General features: G+C 74.1%; 19 protein-coding genes, 7 tRNA genes and 1 pseudogene. 14 read left to right on the top strand and 13 right to left on the bottom strand.

Translation table 11 applies throughout. The features are described 5' to 3' along the window. Positions 1-104: 104 nt before the first annotated feature. The 3 genes from cobT to ACWDYJ_RS10910 all read left to right on the top strand — a co-directional run bounded on the left by cobT (position 105) and on the right by ACWDYJ_RS10910 (position 6,195). A complete protein-coding gene (gene cobT, locus ACWDYJ_RS10920) occupies positions 105-3,206 on the top strand; it encodes a nicotinate-nucleotide--dimethylbenzimidazole phosphoribosyltransferase (RefSeq protein ID WP_451565187.1) in 3,102 nt (1,033 codons plus the stop codon). Between the two features lie 862 nt (positions 3,207-4,068). After that, positions 4,069-5,337 carry a uroporphyrinogen-III C-methyltransferase gene (gene cobA / locus ACWDYJ_RS10915; RefSeq protein WP_451565186.1) on the top strand — a complete coding sequence of 423 codons (1,269 nt, stop codon included), beginning with the start codon at positions 4,069-4,071 and terminating at the stop codon, positions 5,335-5,337. 42 nt (positions 5,338-5,379) lie between these two features. Then, positions 5,380-6,195, top strand: coding sequence for a TrmH family RNA methyltransferase (locus ACWDYJ_RS10910; RefSeq protein ID WP_451565185.1), 816 nt, complete (start codon positions 5,380-5,382; stop codon positions 6,193-6,195). Positions 6,196-6,215: 20 nt separating this feature from the next. Here the strand turns inward: ACWDYJ_RS10910 and ACWDYJ_RS10905 are convergent, their stop codons facing one another. Further along, positions 6,216-7,418 carry a protein kinase domain-containing protein gene (locus tag ACWDYJ_RS10905; protein ID WP_451565184.1) on the bottom strand — a complete coding sequence of 401 codons (1,203 nt, stop codon included), beginning with the start codon at positions 7,416-7,418 and terminating at the stop codon, positions 6,216-6,218. A gap of 525 nt (positions 7,419-7,943) precedes the next feature. Here ACWDYJ_RS10905 and ACWDYJ_RS10900 point away from each other — a divergent pair. Beyond that, a complete protein-coding gene (locus tag ACWDYJ_RS10900; RefSeq protein WP_451565229.1) occupies positions 7,944-8,153 on the top strand; it encodes a hypothetical protein in 210 nt (69 codons plus the stop codon). Positions 8,154-8,351: 198 nt separating this feature from the next. On the opposite strand, the gene ACWDYJ_RS10895 is transcribed toward ACWDYJ_RS10900, so the two are convergent. From ACWDYJ_RS10895 to ACWDYJ_RS10875, 5 genes are all read right to left on the bottom strand, one after another. Further along, a tRNA-Val gene (locus ACWDYJ_RS10895) sits at positions 8,352-8,426 on the bottom strand. Positions 8,427-8,483: 57 nt separating this feature from the next. Next, positions 8,484-8,555, bottom strand: a tRNA-Val gene (locus ACWDYJ_RS10890). Positions 8,556-8,574: 19 nt separating this feature from the next. Next, a tRNA-Val gene (locus ACWDYJ_RS10885) sits at positions 8,575-8,646 on the bottom strand. Position 8,647: 1 nt separating this feature from the next. Continuing rightward, positions 8,648-8,721 (bottom strand) — tRNA-Cys (locus ACWDYJ_RS10880). Positions 8,722-8,762: 41 nt separating this feature from the next. Next, positions 8,763-8,835, bottom strand: a tRNA-Gly gene (locus ACWDYJ_RS10875). Between the two features lie 191 nt (positions 8,836-9,026). On the opposite strand from ACWDYJ_RS10875, the gene ACWDYJ_RS10870 reads away from it, so the two are divergent. The 3 genes from ACWDYJ_RS10870 to ACWDYJ_RS10860 are packed head-to-tail and all read left to right on the top strand — an operon-like array spanning position 9,027 to position 11,801. Further along, positions 9,027-10,109, top strand: a complete 1,083-nt coding sequence (locus ACWDYJ_RS10870; RefSeq protein WP_451565183.1) for a chorismate-binding protein — start codon at positions 9,027-9,029, stop codon at positions 10,107-10,109. Then, positions 10,106-10,927, top strand: a complete 822-nt coding sequence (locus ACWDYJ_RS10865; protein WP_451565182.1) for an aminotransferase class IV — start codon at positions 10,106-10,108, stop codon at positions 10,925-10,927. Before ACWDYJ_RS10870 ends, ACWDYJ_RS10865 begins: the two co-directional genes overlap by 4 nt. A gap of 49 nt (positions 10,928-10,976) precedes the next feature. Beyond that, positions 10,977-11,801, top strand: coding sequence for a GNAT family N-acetyltransferase (locus tag ACWDYJ_RS10860; RefSeq protein WP_451565181.1), 825 nt, complete (start codon positions 10,977-10,979; stop codon positions 11,799-11,801). A gap of 29 nt (positions 11,802-11,830) precedes the next feature. Here the strand turns inward: ACWDYJ_RS10860 and ACWDYJ_RS10855 are convergent, their stop codons facing one another. After that, positions 11,831-12,337, bottom strand: a complete 507-nt coding sequence (locus ACWDYJ_RS10855; RefSeq protein ID WP_451565180.1) for a DsbA family protein — start codon at positions 12,335-12,337, stop codon at positions 11,831-11,833. Between the two features lie 174 nt (positions 12,338-12,511). Here ACWDYJ_RS10855 and ACWDYJ_RS10850 point away from each other — a divergent pair, with 174 nt between their 5' ends. Then, positions 12,512-12,955 (top strand): hypothetical protein, encoded by a 444-nt coding sequence (locus ACWDYJ_RS10850; protein ID WP_451565179.1) that lies wholly within the window; start codon positions 12,512-12,514, stop codon positions 12,953-12,955. Positions 12,956-13,373: 418 nt separating this feature from the next. On the opposite strand, the gene ACWDYJ_RS10845 is transcribed toward ACWDYJ_RS10850, so the two are convergent. Together ACWDYJ_RS10845 and ACWDYJ_RS10840 are read right to left on the bottom strand one after the other, a co-directional pair. Next, positions 13,374-14,000 carry a CGNR zinc finger domain-containing protein gene (locus ACWDYJ_RS10845; RefSeq protein WP_451565178.1) on the bottom strand — a complete coding sequence of 209 codons (627 nt, stop codon included), beginning with the start codon at positions 13,998-14,000 and terminating at the stop codon, positions 13,374-13,376. Positions 14,001-14,244: 244 nt separating this feature from the next. Continuing rightward, positions 14,245-14,658 (bottom strand): SsgA family sporulation/cell division regulator, encoded by a 414-nt coding sequence (locus tag ACWDYJ_RS10840; RefSeq protein ID WP_030011909.1) that lies wholly within the window; start codon positions 14,656-14,658, stop codon positions 14,245-14,247. 177 nt (positions 14,659-14,835) lie between these two features. On the opposite strand from ACWDYJ_RS10840, the gene ACWDYJ_RS10835 reads away from it, so the two are divergent. Continuing rightward, positions 14,836-15,273: a TIGR02611 family protein gene (locus ACWDYJ_RS10835; protein WP_451565177.1), complete on the top strand. Its 438-nt coding sequence runs from the start codon at positions 14,836-14,838 to the stop codon at positions 15,271-15,273. 56 nt (positions 15,274-15,329) lie between these two features. Next, positions 15,330-15,401 (top strand) — tRNA-Val (locus ACWDYJ_RS10830). A 70-nt stretch (positions 15,402-15,471) separates the two neighbouring features. On the opposite strand, the gene ACWDYJ_RS10825 is transcribed toward ACWDYJ_RS10830, so the two are convergent. Next, positions 15,472-17,829, bottom strand: a complete 2,358-nt coding sequence (locus ACWDYJ_RS10825; RefSeq protein ID WP_451565176.1) for an SCO7613 C-terminal domain-containing membrane protein — start codon at positions 17,827-17,829, stop codon at positions 15,472-15,474. Between the two features lie 121 nt (positions 17,830-17,950). On the opposite strand from ACWDYJ_RS10825, the gene ACWDYJ_RS10820 reads away from it, so the two are divergent. Both ACWDYJ_RS10820 and ACWDYJ_RS10815 read left to right on the top strand, forming a co-directional pair. Then, positions 17,951-18,424 (top strand): SRPBCC family protein, encoded by a 474-nt coding sequence (locus ACWDYJ_RS10820; RefSeq protein ID WP_451565175.1) that lies wholly within the window; start codon positions 17,951-17,953, stop codon positions 18,422-18,424. 38 nt (positions 18,425-18,462) lie between these two features. Continuing rightward, positions 18,463-18,534, top strand: a tRNA-Val gene (locus ACWDYJ_RS10815). 59 nt (positions 18,535-18,593) lie between these two features. Here ACWDYJ_RS10815 and ACWDYJ_RS10810 read toward each other — a convergent pair. Continuing rightward, on the bottom strand, positions 18,594-19,319 hold the full coding sequence (locus tag ACWDYJ_RS10810; protein ID WP_451565174.1) for an exonuclease domain-containing protein: 726 nt from the start codon (positions 19,317-19,319) through the stop codon (positions 18,594-18,596). Positions 19,320-19,547: 228 nt separating this feature from the next. Here ACWDYJ_RS10810 and ACWDYJ_RS10805 point away from each other — a divergent pair, with 228 nt between their 5' ends. Next, entirely contained in the window at positions 19,548-20,126 is a 579-nt protein-coding gene (locus ACWDYJ_RS10805; RefSeq protein WP_451565173.1) for a DUF4365 domain-containing protein, read from the top strand. Continuing rightward, entirely contained in the window at positions 20,126-21,340 is a 1,215-nt protein-coding gene (locus ACWDYJ_RS10800) for a hypothetical protein (protein WP_451565172.1), read from the top strand. The genes ACWDYJ_RS10805 and ACWDYJ_RS10800 overlap by 1 nt, the downstream gene beginning before the upstream one ends. Positions 21,341-21,361: 21 nt before the next feature. On the opposite strand, the pseudogene ACWDYJ_RS10795 reads toward ACWDYJ_RS10800, so the two are convergent. Then, positions 21,362-21,481: pseudogene (locus ACWDYJ_RS10795) on the bottom strand. A gap of 61 nt (positions 21,482-21,542) precedes the next feature. Continuing rightward, complete coding sequence (locus ACWDYJ_RS10790; protein ID WP_451565171.1) at positions 21,543-22,013, bottom strand: GNAT family N-acetyltransferase; 471 nt, start codon at positions 22,011-22,013, stop codon at positions 21,543-21,545. Positions 22,014-22,093: the final 80 nt, after the last annotated feature.

Raw genomic sequence — 22,093 nt, 5'->3', positions numbered from 1 at the left:
CACAACGGACCGTGCCGGTTTATGGACGTCATGGTGGCTGACGAGCGCGACAATGCTCAGGAGTTGTTGTGCGAAGAGGCAACACCGATGGGCGAGGGGTACGCATGACTGACACCGGCCAGGTTCCGGGCGAGGGCCACCCGGACAACGGGGGCATGGTGGATCAGCAGGGCATCCCCGCTCCGGTCCCGTCCCTTCCCCCGCTGCCGCCCCTGACGCCACACGCTCCGGCGGGCTACGCCTTCCAGGACCTCGTGGACGACCCGGCCGAGGCGGAGGACGAGGAACTGCTCCTGATGCCGAGCGGCCAGGGCTCGTGGAGCGACCCGCAGGTGGTCCCGCCGGTACCCGCCTTCCCCGGCGAGTACCCGGCCGAATACCCCGCCGAGTCCGCTTACCCGGAGTACTCGCAGCCCCCGGCGGTCGGCTATACCGGCTTCCCCGAGGCGCCGTCGTACCCGGACGCCTCGTACCCGGACGCCTCGTACCCCGACGCCTCGTATCCCGACACGTACGGCGCTGACGCGCACGAGACGGGCGGCCGTGACTCCGGCGCGCTCGACCTCGGCGGCCTCATCGTCCCGCCGCAGGCCCCCGCCGCAGCCGCGCCGGAGCCGCTCGCGGCGCCCGTGACCCCCGCCCGCCGACCGCTGCACATGGGCCCGCCCGTGCCCGATGCCACCGGGGGAGTCGTACGGTCCCTCGCGGACCGCGGACCGGCCGCCGTGGCCGCGCCGAGCCTGCCGGCGATGCCGATGCCGATGCCGATGCGTCAGGCCGGTCCGCCGACCACCGGCCCCGAGTACCTGGACATCCCGCGCGCCGAGGCCCCCGTGGCCCCGCCCGCGCCGCCGCAGCAGCAGCTCGCCGAGATCCCGCCGCAGGCCGGGACCCCGTGGACGGCGGAGCTGGTGGCGGCCGTGCCCGAAGCCGCAGCTGAAGCCGAGCCCGTCGTCGAAGCCGTCGTCGAGCCGGAGCCCTCGCCCGAGCCGCAGCCCGAGCCCGTGGCGGCCCCCGTCGTGGAGGCTGTCGAGATCCCGCAGCCCGTCGAGATCCCGCAGCCCGTCGAGGTTCAGGCGGCCCCCGAGACCCCTGAGCCCGAGACCGCAGCCCAGGTCCCGACGGAGCCGGTGGCCCCCGAGCCCCCCGTCGAGCCCGCTCCCGAGCCCGAGCCGCAGGCACCGGCGGTTGAGACCGCACCCGTGGCGGCGACGGTCGAGCCCGTCCCGGCGGAAACGGTAGTGGTCCAGGCCCCCGCCGAAGCGCCGGAGCCCGAGCCGGAGCCGGAGCCGGAACCCGCCGGGGAGGCCGCTCCTGAGCCCCAGGCCGTCGAGGAGCCCGAGCCGGTCCCGGCCGAACACCGGCCCGAGCCGGTCGAGCCGCCCGCCGAGCCCGTAGCCGCCGAGCCGGTCCCCGCCGAACCGGTCATCGCCGAGCCCGTGGCCGCCGAGCAGCCCGTCCCCGCCGCAGGCGAGCCGGCGGCCCCCGCCTACGCCGACGCCGAGCGCGAGGCCGTGCTGCGCGTCATGCGCGAGCGCCGCGACATCCGCAAGGGCTTCCGCACCGACCCCATCCCGCACGAGGTGCTGCTCCGCGTCCTGGAGGCAGCCCACACCGCCCCCAGCGTGGGCCACTCGCAGCCCTGGGACTTCGTCGTCATCCGCTCCGCCGAGACCCGCCGGACGATGCACGAACTCGCCGCGCGCCAGCGCGAGGCCTACGCCAAGTCGCTGCCCAAGGGCCGGGCGAAGCAGTTCAAGGAAATCAAGATCGAGGCCATCCTCGACACCCCGGTGAACATCGTCGTCACCGCCGACCCCACCCGCGGCGGCCGCCACACCCTCGGCCGGCACACCCAGCCGCAGATGGCCCCGTACTCCTCCGCCCTCGCGGTCGAGAACCTCTGGCTCGCCGCCCGCGCCGAAGGCCTCGGTGTCGGCTGGGTCAGCTTCTTCGACGAGCGCGAGATGGTCCGCGAGCTCGGCCTGCCGGAGCACCTGGAGGTCGTCGCGTACCTGTGCGTCGGGTACGTCGACGAGTTCCCGGACGAGCCCGAACTCGCGCAGGCCGGCTGGTCCCAGCGGCGTCCACTGGCCTGGGTCGTGCACGAGGAGACGTACGGGCGTCGCGCGCTGCCCGGCGAGGAGCCGCACGACCTGCTCTCGGAGACCGTCGCCAGCATCCGCCCGCTCGACGCGAAGGCGCTCGGCGAGGCGTGGGAGCGCCAGCGGCGCATGACCAAGCCGTCCGGCGCGCTCGGCATGCTGGAGATCATCTCCGCGCAGCTGTCCGGCCTGTCCCGGGTCTGCCCGCCGCCGATCCCGGAGCCCGCGGCCGTCGCGATCTTCGCCGGTGACCACGGGGTGCACGCCCAGGGCGTCACGCCGTGGCCGCAGGAGGTCACGACCCAGATGGTGGCCAACTTCCTGGGCGGCGGGGCGGTCTGCAACGCCTTCGCCAACCAGGTCGGAGCCGAGGTCTGCGTCATCGACGTCGGCGTGGCCGGGGACCTGCCCTCCACCCCGGGCCTGCTCCCGCGCAAGATCCGCCCGGGCACCGCGGACCTGTCGGTCGGCCCGGCGATGACCCGCGAAGAGGCCGTCGCGGCCATCGAGGTCGGCATCGAGACCGCCCGCGACCTGGTCGCGGCGGGCAACAAGGCGCTGCTCACCGGCGAGATGGGCATCGCGAACACCACGGTGTCCGCGGCGCTGATCTCCGTCTTCACCGGGGTCGACCCGGCGGAAGTCACCGGTCGCGGCACCGGGATCAACGACGAGACCCACGCCCGCAAGGTCGAGGTCGTACGCCGCGCCCTCGAACTCCACCAGCCGGACCCGGCGGACCCGATCGGCGTCCTGGCCGCGATCGGCGGCCTGGAGCACGCGGCGATCGTCGGCCTCCTCCTGGGCGGAGCATCCCTGCGTACGCCGGTCATCCTGGACGGCGTGAGCGCCGGCGCCGCCGCCCTGGTGGCCCGGGCCATCGCCCCCGAGTCCCTGTCGGCCTGCATCGCGGGCCACCGCAGCGCGGAACCGGGCCACGTGGCCGCCCTGAACAAGCTCGGCCTGCGTCCCCTGGTCGACCTGGACCTGCGCCTCGGCGAGGGTACGGGCGCCCTTCTGGCCCTCCCCCTGGTCCAGAGCGCGGCCCGCGCGATGCACGAGGTCGCCACGTTCGACTCGGCGGGCGTCACGGAGAAATAACCCCTGCCGCGCCGCCGCCCTCCGCCGCCCGTGGGGGGCGCGACGCCTCCGCCTCCGCCCGCAGCCGAGACCCGCACCTGCCCGGCCGGGTCCGGGCGGAGCCCGGCTGGCGGTCCCCCCGGACGGAGTGTGGGGGGACGGTGGCGGGCCGGGTACGGGACAGCCCCGCGCCACCCCCCCGCACCGGCCCGTCCGGCGGAGCCGGCGGTCGGCCTGGGTCCGGGCGGAGCCCGGCTGGGGGTCCCCCCGGACGGAGTCCGGGGGATGGTGGAAGGCCGGGTACGGGACAGCCGCGCGCAGCGGCCCCCAGCCCCCGGCAGTCGCAGCCCAGGGCCCGCCGTGGTTCGGCCTGGCGGCAGCAACGCCCCAGTCCCGGGGGCAGCCAGGGGACAGGCCCGGTGCAGCGGCATCCCCGACCCCGCCGCCCCTGGCCCGGCCGCGGTCGAGGCCGCACGTTCCGTCCCCGGGCGGAACTCCGGAGACAGCCTCGGGCGGGGCTGTCAGGCGGCCCCAGGGCACGACGCCCGCACCGACCCGCCCCGGGCGGCGGGAGACACACCCCGCGCAGCGGCACCCCCGACCGTCCGCCCCCGGCCGCCGCCCGGGCCGGACCGGGCGGGGTCAGGGGAGCGCCGCGCAGCAGCAGCCCCGGGCCCGCCGCCCCCGCCCCGGGCGAGGCCCGCCCACGGGCACCGGCAGGCTCCGGTTTCGGGGGAAAGCAGCCGCCCCGCAGGGACCACCGGCGGGGATGGGTCGTATCGTGGTCCCGGACGGGCGACCGCACCTCACGCCCCGACACGCCGCTCCAGCGCAGCAGCGGCCCCGCTGACCCAGACTCGCCGCATCAGGAGCCGCAACCGCCATGGCAAACCCGGCATACCCCGCCTATCCCGTCGGACTCCGCCTGGCCGGGCGCCGCGTCGTCGTCATCGGCGGCGGCCAGGTCGCGCAGCGCCGCCTCCCCTCGCTCATCGCGGCCGGCGCCGACGTCCTGCTGATCTCCCCCTCCGCGACCCCCTCGGTGGACGCGATGGCGGAGACCGGCGAGATCCGCTGGGAGCGCCGCCGCTACGAGGACGGCGACCTCACCGACGCCTGGTACGTCCTGATCGCCACCCGGGACCGCGCGGCCAACGACCGGGCCTCCGCCGAGGCCGAGGCACGGCGCGTGTGGTGCGTGCGCGCCGACGACGCCGAGGCGGCCACCGCCTGGACCCCGGCCACCGGCCGCGTCGACGGCGTCACCGTGGCCGTACTGACCGGCAACGACCCGCGCCGTTCCGCCGCCGTCCGGGACGCGGTCGTGGAGGGCCTGCGCGACGGCTCCCTGGTCGCGCCCGCCCACCGCCGCGCCCACACCCCCGGCGTCGCCCTCGTCGGCGGCGGCCCCGGCGACCCGGACCTGATCACCGTGCGCGGCCGCCGCCTGCTGGCCGAGGCCGACGTGGTCATCGCCGACCGGCTCGGCCCCCGCGACCTCCTCGACGAGCTCCCCCCGCACGTCGAGGTCATCGACGCCGCGAAGATCCCGTACGGCCGTTTCATGGCCCAGGAGGCCATCAACAACGCCCTGATCGAGCACGCCAAGGCGGGCAAGGCCGTGGTCCGGCTCAAGGGCGGGGACCCGTACGTCTTCGGCCGCGGCATGGAGGAACTCCAGGCCCTCGCCGAGGCCGGCATCTCCTGCACCGTCGTCCCCGGCATCTCCAGCTCCATCTCCGTGCCCGGCGCGGCCGGGATCCCGGTCACGCACCGCGGTGTGGCGCACGAGTTCACCGTGGTCAGCGGCCACGTCGGCCCCGACGACCCGCGCTCCCTCGTGGACTGGGCCTCCCTCGCCAAGCTCACCGGCACCCTGGTGATCCTCATGGGCGTCGACAAGATCGGCCTGATCGCCGAGGCCCTGGTCCGTCACGGCCGCTCCGCCGACACTCCGGTCGCGGTGATCCAGGAGGGCACCACGGCCACCCAGCGCCGGGTGGACGCCACCCTCGCCACCGTCGGCGCGACCGTCCGCGCCGAGGAGATCCGCCCGCCCGCGGTCATCGTCATCGGCGAGGTCGTCCGCGTGGGAACCCCGGCCGTCCCGGCGGCCCCCGCGGTCCCCACCGCCCCCACCACCAGCGCCTGACAGGCCGTTGGCACCGCACCCAGGACAAGGCAGTATCACCCTGTGGCTGATCTCATCACCGTCGAAGACCCCGACGACCCGCGCCTGCGCGACTACACGGGCCTGACCGACGTCGAACTCCGGCGTCGGCGCGAGCCCGCGGAAGGCCTCTTCATCGCCGAGGGCGAGAAGGTCATCAGACGGGCCAAGGACGCCGGTTACGAGATGCGGTCGATGCTGCTCTCCGCCAAGTGGGTCGACGTCATGCGCGACGTCATCGACGAACTCCCGGCCCCGGTCTACGCCGTCACCCCGGAGCTCGCCGAGCGCGTCACCGGCTACCACGTGCACCGCGGCGCCCTCGCCTCGATGCAGCGCAAGCCGCTGCCGACGGCCGAGGAACTCCTCACCACGACCCGGCGCGTGGCCATCATGGAAGCGGTCAACGACCACACCAACATCGGGGCCATCTTCCGCAGCGCCGCCGCCCTCGGAATGGACGCGGTCCTGCTGTCGCCCGACTGCGCGGACCCGCTCTACCGCCGGTCGGTGAAGGTCTCCATGGGCGCGGTGTTCTCCGTCCCCTACGCCCGCCTCGAAGCCTGGCCCAGGAGCCTGGACTCGGTGCGGGAGGCCGGCTTCAAGCTGCTCGCCCTCACTCCGCACGAGAAGGCCTCGCCGATCGACGAGGCCGTCCGCCAGTCCCAGGACCGGGTCGCGCTGATGCTCGGCGCGGAGGGCGACGGCCTGTCCACGCAGGCGCTGGTCGCCGCCGACGAATGGGTACGGATCCCCATGGCACACGGGGTGGACTCGCTGAACGTGGGCGCGGCGGCGGCCGTCGCCTTCTACGCGGTGGCCGCCGCCCGCCGCCCGTAGCCGGTCCCCCGGACCTACTACTAGATCTTCTGCGCGAAGGCGATGCCCAGCGCCACGATCAGGGTCACCACGACGAACACGATCAGCCGCTGCCGCAGCAGCCTCGGATCCGGCCGGGCGGGGCGCCGCCCCGTGCCGGTCGTCCGCGGAGCGGGGCGCCCGCCCGTACGGCCTGCCGTGGAGCCGGGGTTGCGGGGGGACGAGGGCCGCGAGTGCGGCCCGCTGTGCGGCCCCCGCGCTCTCGGGGTGGGGGTGGCGTCCCCCGTACGACGCTCCGTGCGCTGGTCTGCGTAGTGGTCGGCCCGGTCGGCCCGCTCCGTCCGCTCCGTCCCCTCGCCCGGCCGGCCCGCGGGCCGCTCGGCGCGCACGCGCTGCGCCGGCGGGCGCCCGTCGCCGAGCCCCTGTGCCTCGCGGGCCGCGATCTCCTTCAGCCGCATCGACAGCTGGAGCGTGCTGGGCCGCTCCTCGGGATCCTTGGCCAGGCAGGCGCGGACCAGGGGCGCGAGGGCGTCCGGCACCCCCTGGAGCGCGGGCTCCTCGTGCACCACGCGGTAGAGCATGACCTCGGAACTGCCGTGCCCGAAGGGCGAGTCGGCGGTCGCCGCGTACGCGAGGGTGGCGCCGAGCGCGAAGACGTCGGTGGCCGGGGTGACGGCGGCGCCGCGCACCTGTTCGGGCGCGAGGAAGCCGGGGGAGCCGACGGCGGTGCCCACATGGGTGAGCGTGCTGGCGCCGGTGGCCCAGGCGATGCCGAAGTCGATGATCCGGGGGCCCTTGGGGGACAGCAGGATGTTCGACGGCTTCAGGTCCCGGTGGACCACTCCCGCCTCGTGCACGGCGACGAGCCCCTCGGAGAGCGCGGCGCCGATGGCGGCGATCTGGGCGGCCGTCAGGGCGCCTTCCTCGGCCACCTTGTCGTGCAGGGAGGGGCCGGGCACGTACTGGGTGGCGAACCAGGGACGCTCGGCGTCCAGGTCGGCGGCCACCAGCCGCGCCGTACACCCGCCCCGGATCCTTCGGGCGGCGGAGACCTCGCGTGCGAAACGGGAGCGGAACTCCTGGTCCTCGGCCAGATCAGGCCGGATCACCTTGAGCGCGACGCGCTGTCCGCGCCGGTCGGATCCCAGGTAGACCACGCCCATGCCGCCCGCGCCGAGCCGTCGGTGCAGTCTGAACGAGCCGACGACACGCGGGTCCTCGCGCCGGAGCCGCATCATCGCCATGTCCACCCCGCTGACCGGTCGTCCTGTTGACCTTGCACAGCTTACGGACCATCCGGCATGCGCGCTCAGAGGCCGCGCCCTCGCCGCGGGATTCGATTGTCAGTACGGGCAGGCCACTTGAGGGTTTCGACGCCGGAGCGGCCACCATCGGCCACGGACCGGCCGTACGCCCAAACGGCCCTGGCCCCACGGTGATTGGCGCCGGAACGGTCCTACGCGGCGGGCCTTCGCCGGCCGGACCGGCGCAGGCGGCCGCAGGGGCGCGTCCACGCGGCGCAGGAGGGCGCGCGTGTGCGGGGAGTGACGGAAGTGAGCGAAGTCACCACCCTCCGCTCATCCCCTCCGGGAAGACCCTCATACCGGGGGACCGGTCTCCACCCAGGGGAGTACGCGGGGGGCCGGGCCTCATCCTCCCGGAGGCCTGGCAATGGGTACGAGGGCATGAGGCCAGGGGCCTTGCGCGCGCCTAGTGTTGAGGACAAGCGGCGGGTGGAGCACTCGTCCCCCGAGGTCACAAGCCCGCCGCTGCCAGACGACAGGGAGAGGACCATGGCGGACATCGCACGGCAGGGACGCAAGGCATTCGCGTTCAACGGCCATGAGTCCGGTACGCGCCACCCACTGGTGGCCGCGGCCATGGTGCTCCCCCTGGCCGCTGTCCTGCTCTTCCTCTTCGGAGGTTTCGAGCAGGTGGTGGCGCAGGCGTCGTCCGTGGGCGTGATGCTGGGGCGCTGAGCGGCGCTCCAGGCCCGGGAGAGCGGCCCGGGCCGCGACATCGGCCCGTCGTACCCCGTGGGGACGGGGGAGCGGCGGACGGCAGGTGAAGGGTGCTGCCCGTACGGCTGGGGAGTCGGACGGGCAGCACCCTTTCTCACGCCCTTCGTGGCGCCGAACGCGAAAGCCCCGGCCGTCGAGACGGCCGGGGCTTTCGGATGGTGCGCGATACTGGGATTGAACCAGTGACCTCTTCCGTGTCAGGGAAGCGCTCTCCCGCTGAGCTAATCGCGCGGGCACGGCTGGAAAGCCGCAGGTGGAACAGGTGAAGCGAGTACTGCGGGTGCTGCGTGCGCGATACTGGGATTGAACCAGTGACCTCTTCCGTGTCAGGGAAGCGCTCTCCCGCTGAGCTAATCGCGCGGGGATCCTCGCGGACCAGTGGACGATACTGGGATTGAACCAGTGACCTCTTCCGTGTCAGGGAAGCGCTCTCCCGCTGAGCTAATCGTCCTTGGAGGTGGAGACGGGATTTGAACCCGTGTAGACGGCTTTGCAGGCCGTTGCCTCGCCTCTCGGCCACTCCACCATGGAGCCGCAGGGGTTCTCGGGAAGAAATCCCCCACTTCGAGCGGACGACGAGACTCGAACTCGCGACATCCACCTTGGCAAGGTGGTGCTCTACCAACTGAGCTACGTCCGCAGGTCACCGTGGTCGCTCCGGGGGTTTGCCCCTTCGCTCCCTGGCGACGAGTTGAACTCTAGCGGATTCCCGGGCCAGCTCAAAAACGCGTTTCCGCAGCGTGCTGCCGCTCGATCACCAGCAGTCACCTAGCCATCACCTCGCCATCACCTCACCGGCGCCATCGCGTCACCGGTCATAGACTCGCAGCCGTGCACGACCTGCCTCCTCTGGCCCGCTTCGGCGGCCTTCTCGCGACCGACCTCCGAGATGTCACCAGTGACCCCGCCGCCCTCGACTCCACAGGGTTCTGGGCGGTGGCCGCCGACTTCGAAGGTCGGCTCGTCTGCGCGCGCTTCGGGGACGTGCGCCCCGATCCCGTGCCCGCGCCCGTCCCCGGGGCCTGGCGCGGCCCCGACCCCGACCAGTGGTCCTCCTCGCTCGACCGTGCCGCGTACGTCGCCGGCGTCCGCCGCATCCGCGAGCACATAGCCGCCGGCGACGTCTACCAGGCCAATCTCTGCCGGGTGATGTCCGCGCCGCTCCCGCGGACCTCCGCGACCGGCCTGGACGGCGACGTCGACGCGCTCACCGCCGTCCTCGCGCGCGGCAACCCGGCCCCCTACGCCGGAACGATTCGGCTTCCCGCCCACGGCGTGGAGATCGCCACCGCCTCCCCGGAGCTGTACCTGAGCCGCTCCGGCCGTCACGTCACGTCCGGCCCCATCAAGGGCACCGGCCGCACCGTCTCCGACCTGCTGCCCAAGGACCACGCCGAGAACGTGATGATCGTGGACCTCGTACGCAACGACCTCGGCCGTGTCTGCGCCACCGGCACCGTCACCGTCCCCGAGCTGTGCGCCGTGGAGGAGCATCCGGGCCTGGTGCACCTCGTCTCCACCGTCAGCGGCGAGCTCGCCGACGGGGCCGGCTGGCCCGAGCTGCTGGCCGCCACCTTCCCGCCCGGCTCCGTCACCGGCGCGCCCAAGTCCTCCGCGCTGCGGATCATCGAGGCCCTGGAGACCGCCCCCCGCGGCCCCTACTGCGGCGGCATCGGCTGGGTCGACGCGGACCGGCGCACCGCCGGGCTCGCCGTCGGCATCCGTACCTTCTGGATCGACCGCGAGGCGCCCGGCGGCCCCCGGCTCTGCTTCGGCACGGGCGCCGGGATCACCTGGGGCTCCGACCCCGACCGCGAGTGGGCGGAGACCGAGCTCAAGGCCGCCCGGCTGCTCGCGGTAGCGTCGGGCACACACGCCCCCGGGCTGAGTGAAAGTGGAGGGACCGTACGGTGAGGATCTGGCTCGACGGAACACTGCGGGACGCCGAGGACGCCAAGGTGTCCGTACTGGACCACGGGCTGACCGTGGGGGACGGTGTCTTCGAGACCCTCAAGGCCCAGCACGGGACGCTCTTCGCACTCACCCGCCACCTGGACCGGCTGACCCGCTCGGCCCGCGGCCTGGGCCTGCCCGACCCGGACCTCGACGAGGTGCGCCGCGCCTGCGCCGCCGTCCTGGAGGCCAACCCGATGCCGCTCGGCCGGCTGCGGATCACCTACACCGGCGGCCTGTCCCCGCTCGGCTCCGACCGCGGCGAGGCCGGGCCCACCCTGGTCGTCGCCGTCGGCGAGACCGCCCGGCGCCCCGACAGCACCGCCGTGATCACCGTGCCGTGGGTGCGCAACGAGCGCTCCGCGCTGACCGGCCTGAAGACCACCTCGTACGCGGAGAACGTGGTCGCCCTGGACCGGGCGCACCGGGCGGGTGCCTCCGAGGCCCTCTTCGCCAACACCGTCGGGCGGCTCTGCGAGGGCACGGGCTCCAACGTCTTCGTCGTCCTGGACGGCGAACTGCACACCCCGCCCGTGGCCTCTGGCTGCCTCGCGGGCATCACCCGGGCCCTCGCCGTCCAGTGGACCGGAGCGAAGGAGACCGACCTGCCCTTCGAGGCGCTGGAGCAGGCCGAGGAGATCTTCCTGACCTCGACCCTGCGCGACGTACAGGCCGTCCACCGGCTCGACGGGCGCGTCCTGGCGGCCGCCCCCGGCCCCGTCACCGCCAAGGCGATGCGGGTCTTCGACGAGCGGGCCGCCTCCGACCTCGACCCGTAACCGGGCAACTCCGTAGCCACAGGGCCGCAGGGCGGGTAGAACTCGACTGATGACCACCACCCTGCGGCCGAGCGGGCCGCTTCAGCAGAGCGACGGCGGCGGGCGCTCGCGCCCGTACGAGGTCCGCGTCAACAGCAGGCGCGTCGGCGCGCTGCTGATCGCCTCCGACACGCCCTTCGGGCCGGCGGTCGGCGAGATCCGTGACCTGGCCATCGACGAACCCGACCGGCGGCGCGGCCGGGCGACGGTCGCGGCGCTCGCCGCCGAGGAGGTACTGCGCGGCTGGGGCTGCCGCCGGGTACGGGTCGCGGTCCCGGCCGGCTCGGCGGGCGGGCTGCGGATGGCCGAGGCCCTCGGGTACACCGAGTACAGCCGGTACCTGGCCAAGGACCTCCCGGCCGAGCCGCCCGCCCTGCCCGAGGGGGTCGCCGGGCGCCCCATGACCGAAGTCGAGTACGAGGTCTGGTACGCCGGGGCGCTGGAGGCGTACGCCGACGAATGGATCACCCGCGGCATGCCGGCGGACGCCGCCCGCGCGAAGTCCGCGGCCGACCACGAGAGGAACCTCCCGCGGGGACTGGCCTCCCCGGGCGTCACCATCGCCGTCCTGGAGGCGGCGGGCACCCCCGTCGGCCACGTCTGGACCGCGCCGTACGAGGAAGGCTCGTACATCTACGACATCGAGGTCGCAGCCGAGCACCGGGGCCGGGGGCACGGCCGCCACCTGATGCTCCTGGCCGAGCGCCTTGCCCTCGCCGGGGGCTACCGCCTCCTGGCCCTCCAGGTCTTCGCCGGCAACACCCCGGCCCTGCGGCTCTACGAGTCCCTCGGCTACCGGCCCACCACCATCAACCACGCCAAGGACCTGATCTAGTGCTGTGACCGGCGAGGTTCACAGCACCACTAGGCCTCGTCGGCCCCGGCCAGCAGGCGGTCCGCGATCTCCTCGATCCGGGCGCGCAGGCCCTCCTGGCTCTTGCCGCCGTCGAGGCGCTCGCCGCCGATCACGTAGGTCGGGGTGCCGGTCACGCCGATGGCCTTGCCCTCGGCGTGGTCGGCGTCGACGATCAGGATGTGCCGGCCGTCGATCAGGGCCGTGTCGAACTCCTCGACATCCAGGCCCAGTTCGCGCGCCACGTCGAGCAGCACGGCCTCGCCGCGCTCGCCCAGCTCGGCGGCCTTCGCCAGCACGGCCTCGGCGTACGGCCAGCCATGCCCCTGCTCCGCGGCCTCCTCGGCGGCCTGGGCGGCGGCGAAGGAGTGCTTGTGCTTGTCCAGCGGGAAGTGGCGCAGCCGGATGTCCAGCCGGTCGCCGTAGCGGGCCCGCAGGGCGCGTACGTCGTCCAGGGCGCTGTGGCAGTCCGGACACTGGAGTTCGCACCAGACGTCGAGGATCACGGAATCGGTCATACGGACAGTCTCCCAGGCCGCGCCAGGGGTACCGACCGGGACCTGGGGAGGAGGCCGGACCCGGAGATGCCCCGGAGATCCGCACGGCCGGCCCTGCGGGCATGGCCCGAACGGCCGTGACCGGTGCAGGATGGAAGGGACCGATCACCCACGCGCCGAGAGCCGGAGGCCCGCATGCTTGCCGAGACCATATGTTCCGCGGTGTCCGCGGCCGGCCTGGGCATCGCCGCGCTCACCGCGTACCGCAGGCGGTTCCTCGCCGCCACGCGGATCGCGGCGTACGCGCTGGTGCCGGTCGGCCTGGTGATGACCGGCCTCGTGCAGTGGGCGGCCGGGGTCGTCTTCAGGCCGACCGTCTGGATCGGCTTCGGCCTGCTGGGCCTGGCCTGGCTGCTCTTCATGACCACCCGGACCGTGGAGCGCCGCGCCCTGGGCAAGGCCCCGAAGCCCGCGAAGGCCCCCAAGGCGACCAAGGGATCCCCGGCCCGGAAGGCGGTCGCGCCCAGCGCCTCCTCGCCCGCCACCGGCCAGAAGCCCCAGAAGCCCCAGACATCCCAGGCCGCCCCGGCGGAAGACTTCTCCGACATCGAGGCCATCCTCAAGAAGCACGGCATCTAGTGCTGTGGCCGGAACGGTTTGCCGGGTCGCGGCGTCCGGTGGGGTGCATCGCAAGGCGGAGGACCGCGGCTCGTACTGGACGTACTTGCGCGGTCCGACAACGCCGCGAGGTGCCGTGCCGGGGGCCGCGATCCGGCAAACCTTTCCGGTCACAGCACAAGGTCCAGGGGGGCGTCCGGCCAGGCCTTAGCGCGGTTCGGTGCCCACCGGGGGAGGAGTCGCGGGAAACCACCTGAACTGATGACAACGGGCGGCGTGTTGAGGGGGGATTCGAGGCGCCCTGCGCGATCATCGGGCCGACATGCTCGACACATCGCAGGGTGAGCCCCCGACTCCCGTCCCCGCCGCCGAGGCACCCCTCGCCCAAGAAGCGCGAGGCTGTCTCTTCGCGCTCTCCCAGCCGCCGCTGATGATCTTCCTAGGAGTGATCGGAATGCTGCTGCTGCTCGCCGCCGTGCACGACCTTTTCCTGCTCTGAGCCCGTCGGGTGGGCGTCCGCCTCCTTGCGGCGCGCCCGGTACGCCGCCACGTGCAGGCGGTTTCCGCAGGTCCGGCTGTCGCAGTAGCGGCGCGAACGGTTCCGCGAGAGGTCCACGAAGGCCCGCCGGCAGTCCGGGGCCTCGCAGCGGCGCAGCCGCTCCTCCTCGCCGGAGACCACGATGAAGGCCAGCGCCATGCCGCCGTCCGCCGCCAGGTGGTCGCCCACCGACGCGCCCGGCGCGAAGTAGTGCACGTGCCAGTCATAACCGTCGTGGTCGGTCAGCTGGGGGGTGGTGCCGGCCGTGGCGACCAGCTCGTTGATCAGTGCGGCCGCCGCACGGGAGTTCGGTGCCGCGAAGACCTGTGCGAACTTCCCCCGCACGGTCCGGACGCCGGCCAGGTCGCGGGCGCCGAGCTCGCCGACATCGCTGATCGCGTACTCCCGGACGAAGGCGCGCAGCGCCGCTACGTCCGACAGTCCGTCGGGCCGGCCCGGCTCGGCCGCGGTGTTCACCAGCGCGACGACGACGTCGAGCGCGCGACGGGTGTCGTGGGGGATCTGCACGGGGTCGCTCCCTTGAGGGCCGGGCCTGCGGCGACGGGCCGCTGCCGCCGCTGGGGGCCGACTCTAGCGGTTCCTCCCAAGGGGGTACCCGGCGGATGAACCGGGCGGGGGTGCCTCACAGCGCACCGGCGCCGCCCCCGCGGTTGGCTTCCGCGAGAACAGCGCCGGCACGTCGTCCGTATGTGGTTGTCCGACCCGCACCGTCGCCCCGAGTCGGACGGTGTCGAGCGGCTGTAGGCCTGGCTCAGCTTTCGGCCAGGATGTGGGAGAGCTCCTTGTCGAGGTCGAAGTGCCGGTGCTCGGTCCCGGGTGGAACCGCGGCGTCCGTCCGCTTGAGGAACGACTCGAGTGCTCGCGCTGGTGCTTCGAGCAGTGCTTCTCCCTCCGGTGAGCTCAGGGCGATGCAGACGACGCCCTGACCGTGGCTGCGGGACGGCCAGACCCGGACGTCGCCGGTACCGGTGGGCCGGTGGAGGCCCTCCGCGAGGAGGTCGCGGGCGAATACCCATTCGACCGTCTCCTCGGCGCCGGTGTGGAAGGTGGCGTGCACGGCGTAGGGGTCGGCCGTGTCATACCGCAGGCCCGCGGGAACAGGCAGTGAGGACTCGCTCGACACAACGAGGCGCAGGTGCAGCTCGCAGCTGACCGTGGTGTTCATAAGCGCCAGGGCCTTTCGCTCAGTGTGCGCTCGGGGATTCGCACGTCGGCGAAATCGACATGCCACCTACGGTGCCGTTGTAAACCCCTCTGACCGTTTTGCGGACCTCTGGGTCCCTCGGACGGCGGATCCAAAGCCGCATTCACGTGTGCTTCCGGCTCGGGTAGATTCCTCCTCATGAATACGGGGAGTGACCGAGAGAGCAATGATTCCGTCGGCGGCGGGCCGGCCGCCACGGAGGCGCCGCACGTGTCCAAGGCGCCGGCCTTCATCAAGGCCCGCCGCAGCCTGCACCTGAGCTGGCAGGTCGGCGTCTTCGTCGTCGGCCTGGCCGTCATCGGCGCCGGTGTCGCCATGCTGGTGCTGCCGGGCCCCGGCTGGGTCGCCATCTTCGCCGGGCTGGCGATCTGGGCCACCGAGTTCGCCTGGGCCCACCTCGCCCTGCGCTGGACCAAGCGCAAGGTGAGCGAGGCCGCGCAGAAGGCGCTCGACCCGAAGGTGCGGCGCCGCAACATCATCCTGACCAGCGTCGGCCTGGCCGTCGCGGGCGTCCTGATCGGCTTCTACCTGTGGAAGTACGGCCTCGCACTGCCCTGGAACATCAAGAACCAGTGACCGGCCGGCATGGTCGGAGAGCACCGCTGACATGCGGTAATGTTTGCGGTGCGTCCGGGCGATTAGCTCAGTGGGAGAGCACTTCGTTCACACCGAAGGGGTCACTGGTTCGAACCCAGTATCGCCCACCTGGATCAAGGGCCCGGAGACTCGTGAGAGTCTCCGGGCCCTTGTCGTGTCCCCTGCGGCCCGGCCCGGTCAGCGGAGCCTGCCGAGCGCCTCCCGGAGCCTGCGGGCATCGCGCAGCCGCTTCTCGTACGTCGCCCCCACCACCAGCAGCAGCAGGCCCGCCAGCGCCGGCGGCAGCCAGCGCGGCAGCACGCCCACGACCTGCACGACGTACGGGGCCAGCTCGTGCAGGGCCACCGCCGCCAGGGTGGCGCCGCCCAGCAGCAGCGGCGCCTGGAGCCGCCGGTGCGCGCCCAGCAGGGTCACGGTCAGTGCCGCCACGCCCAGCAGCAGCGGGCGCAGCCAGTGCGCGTCCCCCCAGGCGGCGGCCAGGCTCGGGAGCAGGGTCGCCCCCAGCCCCGGCCCGTACGCCGACCAGGACGAGGCCGCCGGATCACGGCGGCGGCCCAGGAACCCCACGGCCAGCGCCAGAACCGACACCGGCAGCGTGTACGCCTCGGGCTCCGCCACCCCCGAGGCGGCCAGCCGGACCCACGTCGCCGCCACGAACAGCGCCCCGGCGGCCCAGCCGAGGCGACGCCGGTCCGCGCGCAGCGCCGTGGCCGCGCAGAGTACCCCGGCCAGCGCGAGGGCGAGCGCCAGCACCGGGGCGTCCCCGACCGTCAGGGCCAGGGCGATCAGCGCGGTCACCGCCGCGGCGGCCTCCGCTGGGACCCGTACCGGTCCCAGCCGGGGGGCGAGAGCCATGACCACCGCGGGGACGGCCAGCACCGCCACCCCGCGCCACGACAGGGCGAGGTCCAGCAGCGCGGCCAGAGCCACCACCATCGACGCGGCGTACCCGACGGCCGGGACCGCGCCGCCCGCCCGGACCGGCAGCCGCGCGGCGGGCCCGTACGCCGCTCCCAGCGCACAGCCGACGCCGAGCACCCCGAACACCGCGAAGGTGGCCGCGCGGCCGTCCAGCGCGGCGACGGACACGCTCACGGCTCCCGCGACCGCACACGCCCCGGCCGTCCAGCCGACCGCCCGTGCCGGGGCCCGCAGCGCGAGCAGCCCGACGGCCGCCGTCACCGCCACCTGCGCCGTGAGTACCGCCGCCACCGGCAGCCCGAGCAGCACCGGCGCCACGAACAGCCCCGCCCAGCCGCACACCACGGCCACCACGGCCACCACCGCGGCTTCACGGCGCGCCGGCTCCCGGGCCGGCCACCAGCCCGCCCCCGCCACGAGCAGCAGGGTCACCGCGAGCGCCGCCCCCGGCCCGTACCCGGACGGCCGAGGCGTCGTCGCCGCCCACACCTCACCCAGCACCACGGTCCGGGACGCCAGCACCACCAGCGCGGCGGGCACTCCCGCCAAGGCCGCCAGCGCGGCCACCCCCGCCCCGGCCCACAACAGCCCGCGCCGGACCTGCTTCGGCAGCACGGTCGCCTGTACCACCGCCAGCAGCGCCAGCGCCGCGCCCAGGTGGACCACCACCGACCACTCGGCCCCCTCGGCGTCCCGCCCGACCGGGACCACCGCTCCGACCGCCGCCACCGCCGACAGCGCCCCGACCAGCGCCGCCGCCGAAGCCCGCGGCTCCCGCCAGGCCGCCGCCACACCCAGCACACCGCCCGCCGCCAGCAGCAGCGCCGGATCCACCGCCCCCGGCTCGTCCAGGGACACCGCCAGCCCCGTCAGCAGCGCGACCCCGCCCACCACGGCCGCCGTCACCCACGCCGCCACGCGCACCGGCCGGCGGATCACCGTGACCGCCAGGACCACGTCCAGGGCCGCCGTCGCCAGCAGGGCCCAGCCGGCCTCCATCGGATCCGCCCCGGCGGCGGCGGCCGCCAGCGGCAGCGGCAGCTGCGCCGCCGTCACCGCCGCGAGCATCGGCAGCCGCAGCTTCGCCAGCACCGATCCGTAGAGCGCCCACAGCCCCGCCAGTACCGCCGCCGCCCCCGCCGCGTACACGCCACCGTCGAGGTCGGGCAGGCCGACCGCGTGCACCGCGTACGCGTCCAGGACCGTCAGCAGCAGCCCGACCGCCGCGACCGACTCGGCGGTCGACCGCAGTCCCCGGCGCAGCAGTGCGGCGGGAGCGGCGAGCGCGGCCGCCGTCACGACGGCCAGCACCGCCGAACGCCCGACGATGCCGAGGGAGCCCCAGCTGACGAGAGTGAAGGCCAGCGCGGCGATCGCCAGCAGCACCGCGCCCAGGGTCAGCAGCACGGTCTGGGCACTCGCGGCCGAGGCTCCCCGCGCCGCCGCGGGCGCCCCCGCGGGCGTTCCCGGAGCCGCCCACGGCGGCGCCTGCTGTCGCAGGAGGTGCAGCAACCAGTCGCGGCGGGTCATCAAGTACAGCCGACGGGCGTCGAGTCGGGCCAGCTCGCCGTCGATGAGCGCCAGCTCTTCGGCCGGCGTCAAAGGGGTGTTCATAGCCGGAGTGTGGTGCCCGTCACGTCATCAGGACATGGGCGCGCGTACTCAGATCCCGCCTGAGTACGCCGAGTACGGCGGTACGCGCACGCGGAGGGCCCGGGCGGGCCAGACTGAAGGCATGCACCGCTGGACGCACTACCGCTTCCGCACCGTGTGGGACCTCGACGCCCCGCCCCCGCTCGTCTATTCCGTCCTGGAGGACGCCGGGCAGTACCCCGCCTGGTGGCCCCAAGTCCGCCGGGTCGAGCCGGTCGACGAACACACCGGCGCCGCCCTGATCCGCTCGGCCCTCCCGTACGGCCTCCACGTCACCCTCACCGGCCTGCTCCGCGACCCCTCCCGGGGTGTGCTCGAAGTGGCGCTGCGCGGGGACATCGACGGCTGGGCGCGGTGGACCGTACGCCCGCGCGGCGGACCCGGCGCCGCCCGTACGCGGGCGCTCTACGAACAGGAGGTCGAGGTCCGGGCGCCCCTGTTGCGGTGGTTCGCACTGCCCGCACGGCCGCTGTTCCGGCTCAACCACGCGCTCATGATGCGGGGCGGGCAGCGCGGCCTCGCGGCCCGGCTGGAGACTCCGCCGGAAGCGGTTTGAACAGACCCCACGCCTCTTGTATTGTTCAGTGCGTTCCCGGGCGATTAGCTCAGCGGGAGAGCACTTCGTTCACACCGAAGGGGTCACTGGTTCGATCCCAGTATCGCCCACCGGGACAGGCCGGTCCGTCTCACGACGGACCGGCCTTCCGCACTTTCCGGCCCGCGCGCTACGCGGCCTGCGGCAGCTCCGGACGCAGCGGCCAGTGCGGATCCACCGACTCCGGAGTGCCCTGCCGGGTGAACCACGCCTGCAGCCCGCGCGCCTGCGCCGCGTGCCACACCGCCTGGAGCGTGTGCAGTTCGGCCGGGGTCAGCCGCTCCAGCCGCGCCGCGAACCTGCGCCCGACCGCCCGTACGAGCTCCAGCGAGGCCAGCGCGTCCGCCGACGCGTCGTGCGCGCCCTCCAGCTCTATCCCGTAGTGCGCGCACAGGTCCGTCAGTGTGCGGCGGCCCTTGCGGTAGCGGTCCAGATGCTTGTCCAGCACCCGCGGATCCAGCACCGTCAGCGGCCGGCTGTCCAGATAGCGCGCCAGGGACGACGCCCGGTGCCGGCGCAACTCCCGGTCCAGCAGCGTCAGATCGAACGGCGCGTTCATCACCACCAGTGGCCGGCCCGCCACCTGCTGCTCGCCGAGCGCGCGGGCTATCTCCTCCACCACCGGCGCGGGCCACCGGCCGTGGCGCTGGAGGTGCTCATCGGTCAGTCCGTGTACTTCGGTGGCACCCGGAGGCACCGGGATGCCGGGATTGACCAGCCAGCGAGTGGAGCGGACCCGGCCGCCCGCACACTCCTGCACGACGAGCGCGGCGGACACGATGCGGTCCCGCTCGACGTCCACCCCGGTCGTCTCCGTGTCGAATGAGGCCAGCGGGCCTTCGTACCAGCGCGTCATGGCGAACTCCTCGTCCCCGGTGGGCAGATGATCGGCACACCACGCAACGCGCCGCCCTCGCCCGAAGCCGTGATACCCGGCCTGTTTGGCCCGTACGCCGTTTGCGACCCCCCGGCTGCGGAGACAACTTCCCTGGGGGCCCGCGCACATGACCGGTCGTCACCCCGTGCACCACAGCAGACCCACACACCACCGAAGGCAGAGCCCGACAGGCATGGGGAGCCGGCCATGGCGCTCGCACAGCCCGAACCGGGCGGGGTGCTGCAGGGACAGACCGATCCACGAACCGGACCGCTGCGCGGCACACTCGCCACCACCGCCTGCATGGAGACACTCCAGGTGGGATACCTGCACGCCGTCGCGGCCGCCGCCGGCTGCTCGCTCTCCCAGCCCTTCCCGGACAACGGCATCGACTGGCACGTCAGCCACGGCGCACCCGAGCACGTCGTCGACGACGAGGTCACCGTCAAGGTGCAGCTGAAAGCGACCTACCAGACACCGCCGCGGCCGGCCGGCGCCACCTTCGGCTTCACCCTCGACAACGAGCACCTGGTGAAGCTGGCCCGCACGCCGGTCGCCGTGCACAAGATCCTCGTCGTGATGCTCGTACCGCGAGAGCGGGAGCAGTGGCTCAGCGCCGGGCACGACCGGCTCGACCTGCGGCACTGCTGCTACTGGACCAACCTCGCCGGACACCCCGTGACCGGCCGGCGCCGGACCACCGTACGGATCCCGACCACGCGGATCTTCGACGACCGGGCGCTGTGCGAGATCATGACCCGGGTCGGGTCGGGAGGGACACCCTGATGAACTGGCACCCGCCGCACCTCGAACCACTGTCGTCCCCGGAGTTCACACCGGGCACGCCCGACCCCGCGCACGTCGATCCGCAGGTGCTCGGGGCGCTGCTGCGCCGCCACGGATGGCTGCGGCGCGGCGGCGCGGCCGGCCGCTACGGGCGCTGGACGCCGCCGGGCCACCCCGGAACCAGCCTGCTCGTGCCCGACAGCCGGACCTTCCCCGACTGCGCGGACCTGCTGGAAGAGGCGCTCACCGCGCTCTCGCGCAGCGCGCTGCCGTCGGCGCGCGAGGTGCTGTTCGGGCTGAGCGTGCCCAGCGACGAGATCCGCTGGGAGCGCGAGATACCGCAAGGGCCCTACGGACTCCAGGCCGAGGCCGCCTGGACGGTCCAGGAACAACTCCGCACGGCGGCCCGCCGGTTGCTGCTGGCCGGGGCCCTCGCCGACCGCGCCCGCGCCGGGTACTACGGGGCGCGCCACCGCGGCCAGGCCGAACGCGCCCTGGACGGCGTACTGGTGGGGCCCTCACCCGGTGGACGCAGGCTCACCGCGTACGTTCCGGTCGACGGCGGCAGGGGCCCCGTGACCCGGCTGCACCACGCCCTGCACGCGGCGCGCGAGGCGGTGGACTACCAGCGGGCCACCGGCGGCATGGAGGCCTTCGACGCGGCGGTGGAGGCGGGCGTCAGCCGGGAACTCGCCGACGCGCTCATCGCGCTGGTCCGGGGTTCGGAGGGCGCCCGCGTCACGCTGGCCTGGGCACCGGCGGCCGGAGTCCCGGCAGGCTGCGCGGCGAGGCCCGAGCCGGTGGAGTTCTCGCCCGGCGACCTGCCGGTACTGCGGGCGGCCGCCGTCCGCTACACGCGCGACGAGCCGACGGTCCCCGTACGGATCGCCGGAGCGGTGGTGCGGATGCGGCGCTCGGCCGCCGGCGGCGGGGGGACCGTACGCCTGCGGGTGCTCTCGGGCGCGGAGGTCTCGTACGTACGGGCCGCGCTGGACGAGGAGTCGTACCGGATCGCGGGCCACGCCCACCTCGTGGACATGCCGGTCCGGGTCAGCGGCCGCCTCCAGCGCCGTGGCGGCTTCCGGCGGCTCACCGGGGTCGTGGAGGTGACCCCGGTCCCGCTGGACGAGGTCGAGCGGGACCGCCTGATGAAGTCCCTGGACGCCGCGCTCGACCCGACGGACGTCCTGCCCTCGGACGACGGGGAAGACTAGGCGACCCGGAGAGTTCGGGTGCGGGGCCGACGGGATTCGAACCCGCGGGGCCGACAGCCAGGTCCGGCGGTCGGCCGCTGGTCCTGGGCACCAGGGACCTCCGGTGCCCAGGATCGCAATGGACCGCTCTGCCACGGCCCCGCACCCTGCGGGACCGCGCGGTCCCGTTGCGCCGGAGCCTACCGGTGTGACCGCACACCCCCTAAGGGATATGGCGGAAGGACGCCATGCGCAGGCCCGGGGCGGGGGAGAAGTCCGCGGCGCGGACGAAGCCCAGGCGTTCGTACAGGGTGACCGCGGGCGTGTTGTGCGCGCCCGTCGTGACCTCGACCGGGCGGTCCGGGAAGACCTCCGTGAGGGCGTGGCGCAGCAGCAGGGAGGCGACGCCCCGGCGGAACCAGGCCGGGTCCACGCAGAGCCGGTCGATGCTGGCGCCGCCACCGGGCTCCTCCTCCCAGGCGAGGAAGCCGGCGATGTCGCCGCCCTCGGACACCGCCCCGAGCCAGCTCAGCGGCCGGGCCCGCATGTCCGCGAGGCTCTCGCGCAAGGCCGGGATCCCGTCGAAGCCGATCAGCTCCGCCTCCACCGCGTACGCGGCCCGGCCGATCCGGTGCACGGCGGCAGCGGTGGCCTCGTCGGTCAGCTCCAGCGGGCGTACGAGCACGCTCGGCATACGGGTCCCTTCGGGTCGCGGGCGGAAGCCCCCACGCTACCCGCGGCTCCCGCCGCGCCCGGTCCGCCCGTCCTGCCACG

This window comes from Streptomyces sp. NPDC003042 (genome assembly GCF_053591315.1).
This window is presented reverse-complemented; position numbering and strand designations above follow the sequence as displayed.

Coding starts and splice junctions, on each gene's coding strand:
- cobT (WP_451565187.1), top strand. CDS start 105: ATGACTGACACCGGCCAGGTTCCGGGCGAGGGCCACCCGGACAACGGG.
- cobA (WP_451565186.1), top strand. CDS start 4,069: ATGGCAAACCCGGCATACCCCGCCTATCCCGTCGGACTCCGCCTGGCC.
- ACWDYJ_RS10905 (WP_451565184.1), bottom strand. CDS start 7,418: ATGGCGATGATGCGGCTCCGGCGCGAGGACCCGCGTGTCGTCGGCTCG.
- ACWDYJ_RS10860 (WP_451565181.1), top strand. CDS start 10,977: ATGACCACCACCCTGCGGCCGAGCGGGCCGCTTCAGCAGAGCGACGGC.
- ACWDYJ_RS10855 (WP_451565180.1), bottom strand. CDS start 12,337: ATGACCGATTCCGTGATCCTCGACGTCTGGTGCGAACTCCAGTGTCCG.
- ACWDYJ_RS10850 (WP_451565179.1), top strand. CDS start 12,512: ATGCTTGCCGAGACCATATGTTCCGCGGTGTCCGCGGCCGGCCTGGGC.
- ACWDYJ_RS10840 (WP_030011909.1), bottom strand. CDS start 14,658: ATGAACACCACGGTCAGCTGCGAGCTGCACCTGCGCCTCGTTGTGTCG.
- ACWDYJ_RS10835 (WP_451565177.1), top strand. CDS start 14,836: ATGAATACGGGGAGTGACCGAGAGAGCAATGATTCCGTCGGCGGCGGG.
- ACWDYJ_RS10825 (WP_451565176.1), bottom strand. CDS start 17,829: ATGAACACCCCTTTGACGCCGGCCGAAGAGCTGGCGCTCATCGACGGC.
- ACWDYJ_RS10820 (WP_451565175.1), top strand. CDS start 17,951: ATGCACCGCTGGACGCACTACCGCTTCCGCACCGTGTGGGACCTCGAC.
- ACWDYJ_RS10810 (WP_451565174.1), bottom strand. CDS start 19,319: ATGACGCGCTGGTACGAAGGCCCGCTGGCCTCATTCGACACGGAGACG.
- ACWDYJ_RS10805 (WP_451565173.1), top strand. CDS start 19,548: ATGGCGCTCGCACAGCCCGAACCGGGCGGGGTGCTGCAGGGACAGACC.
- ACWDYJ_RS10800 (WP_451565172.1), top strand. CDS start 20,126: ATGAACTGGCACCCGCCGCACCTCGAACCACTGTCGTCCCCGGAGTTC.
- ACWDYJ_RS10790 (WP_451565171.1), bottom strand. CDS start 22,013: ATGCCGAGCGTGCTCGTACGCCCGCTGGAGCTGACCGACGAGGCCACC.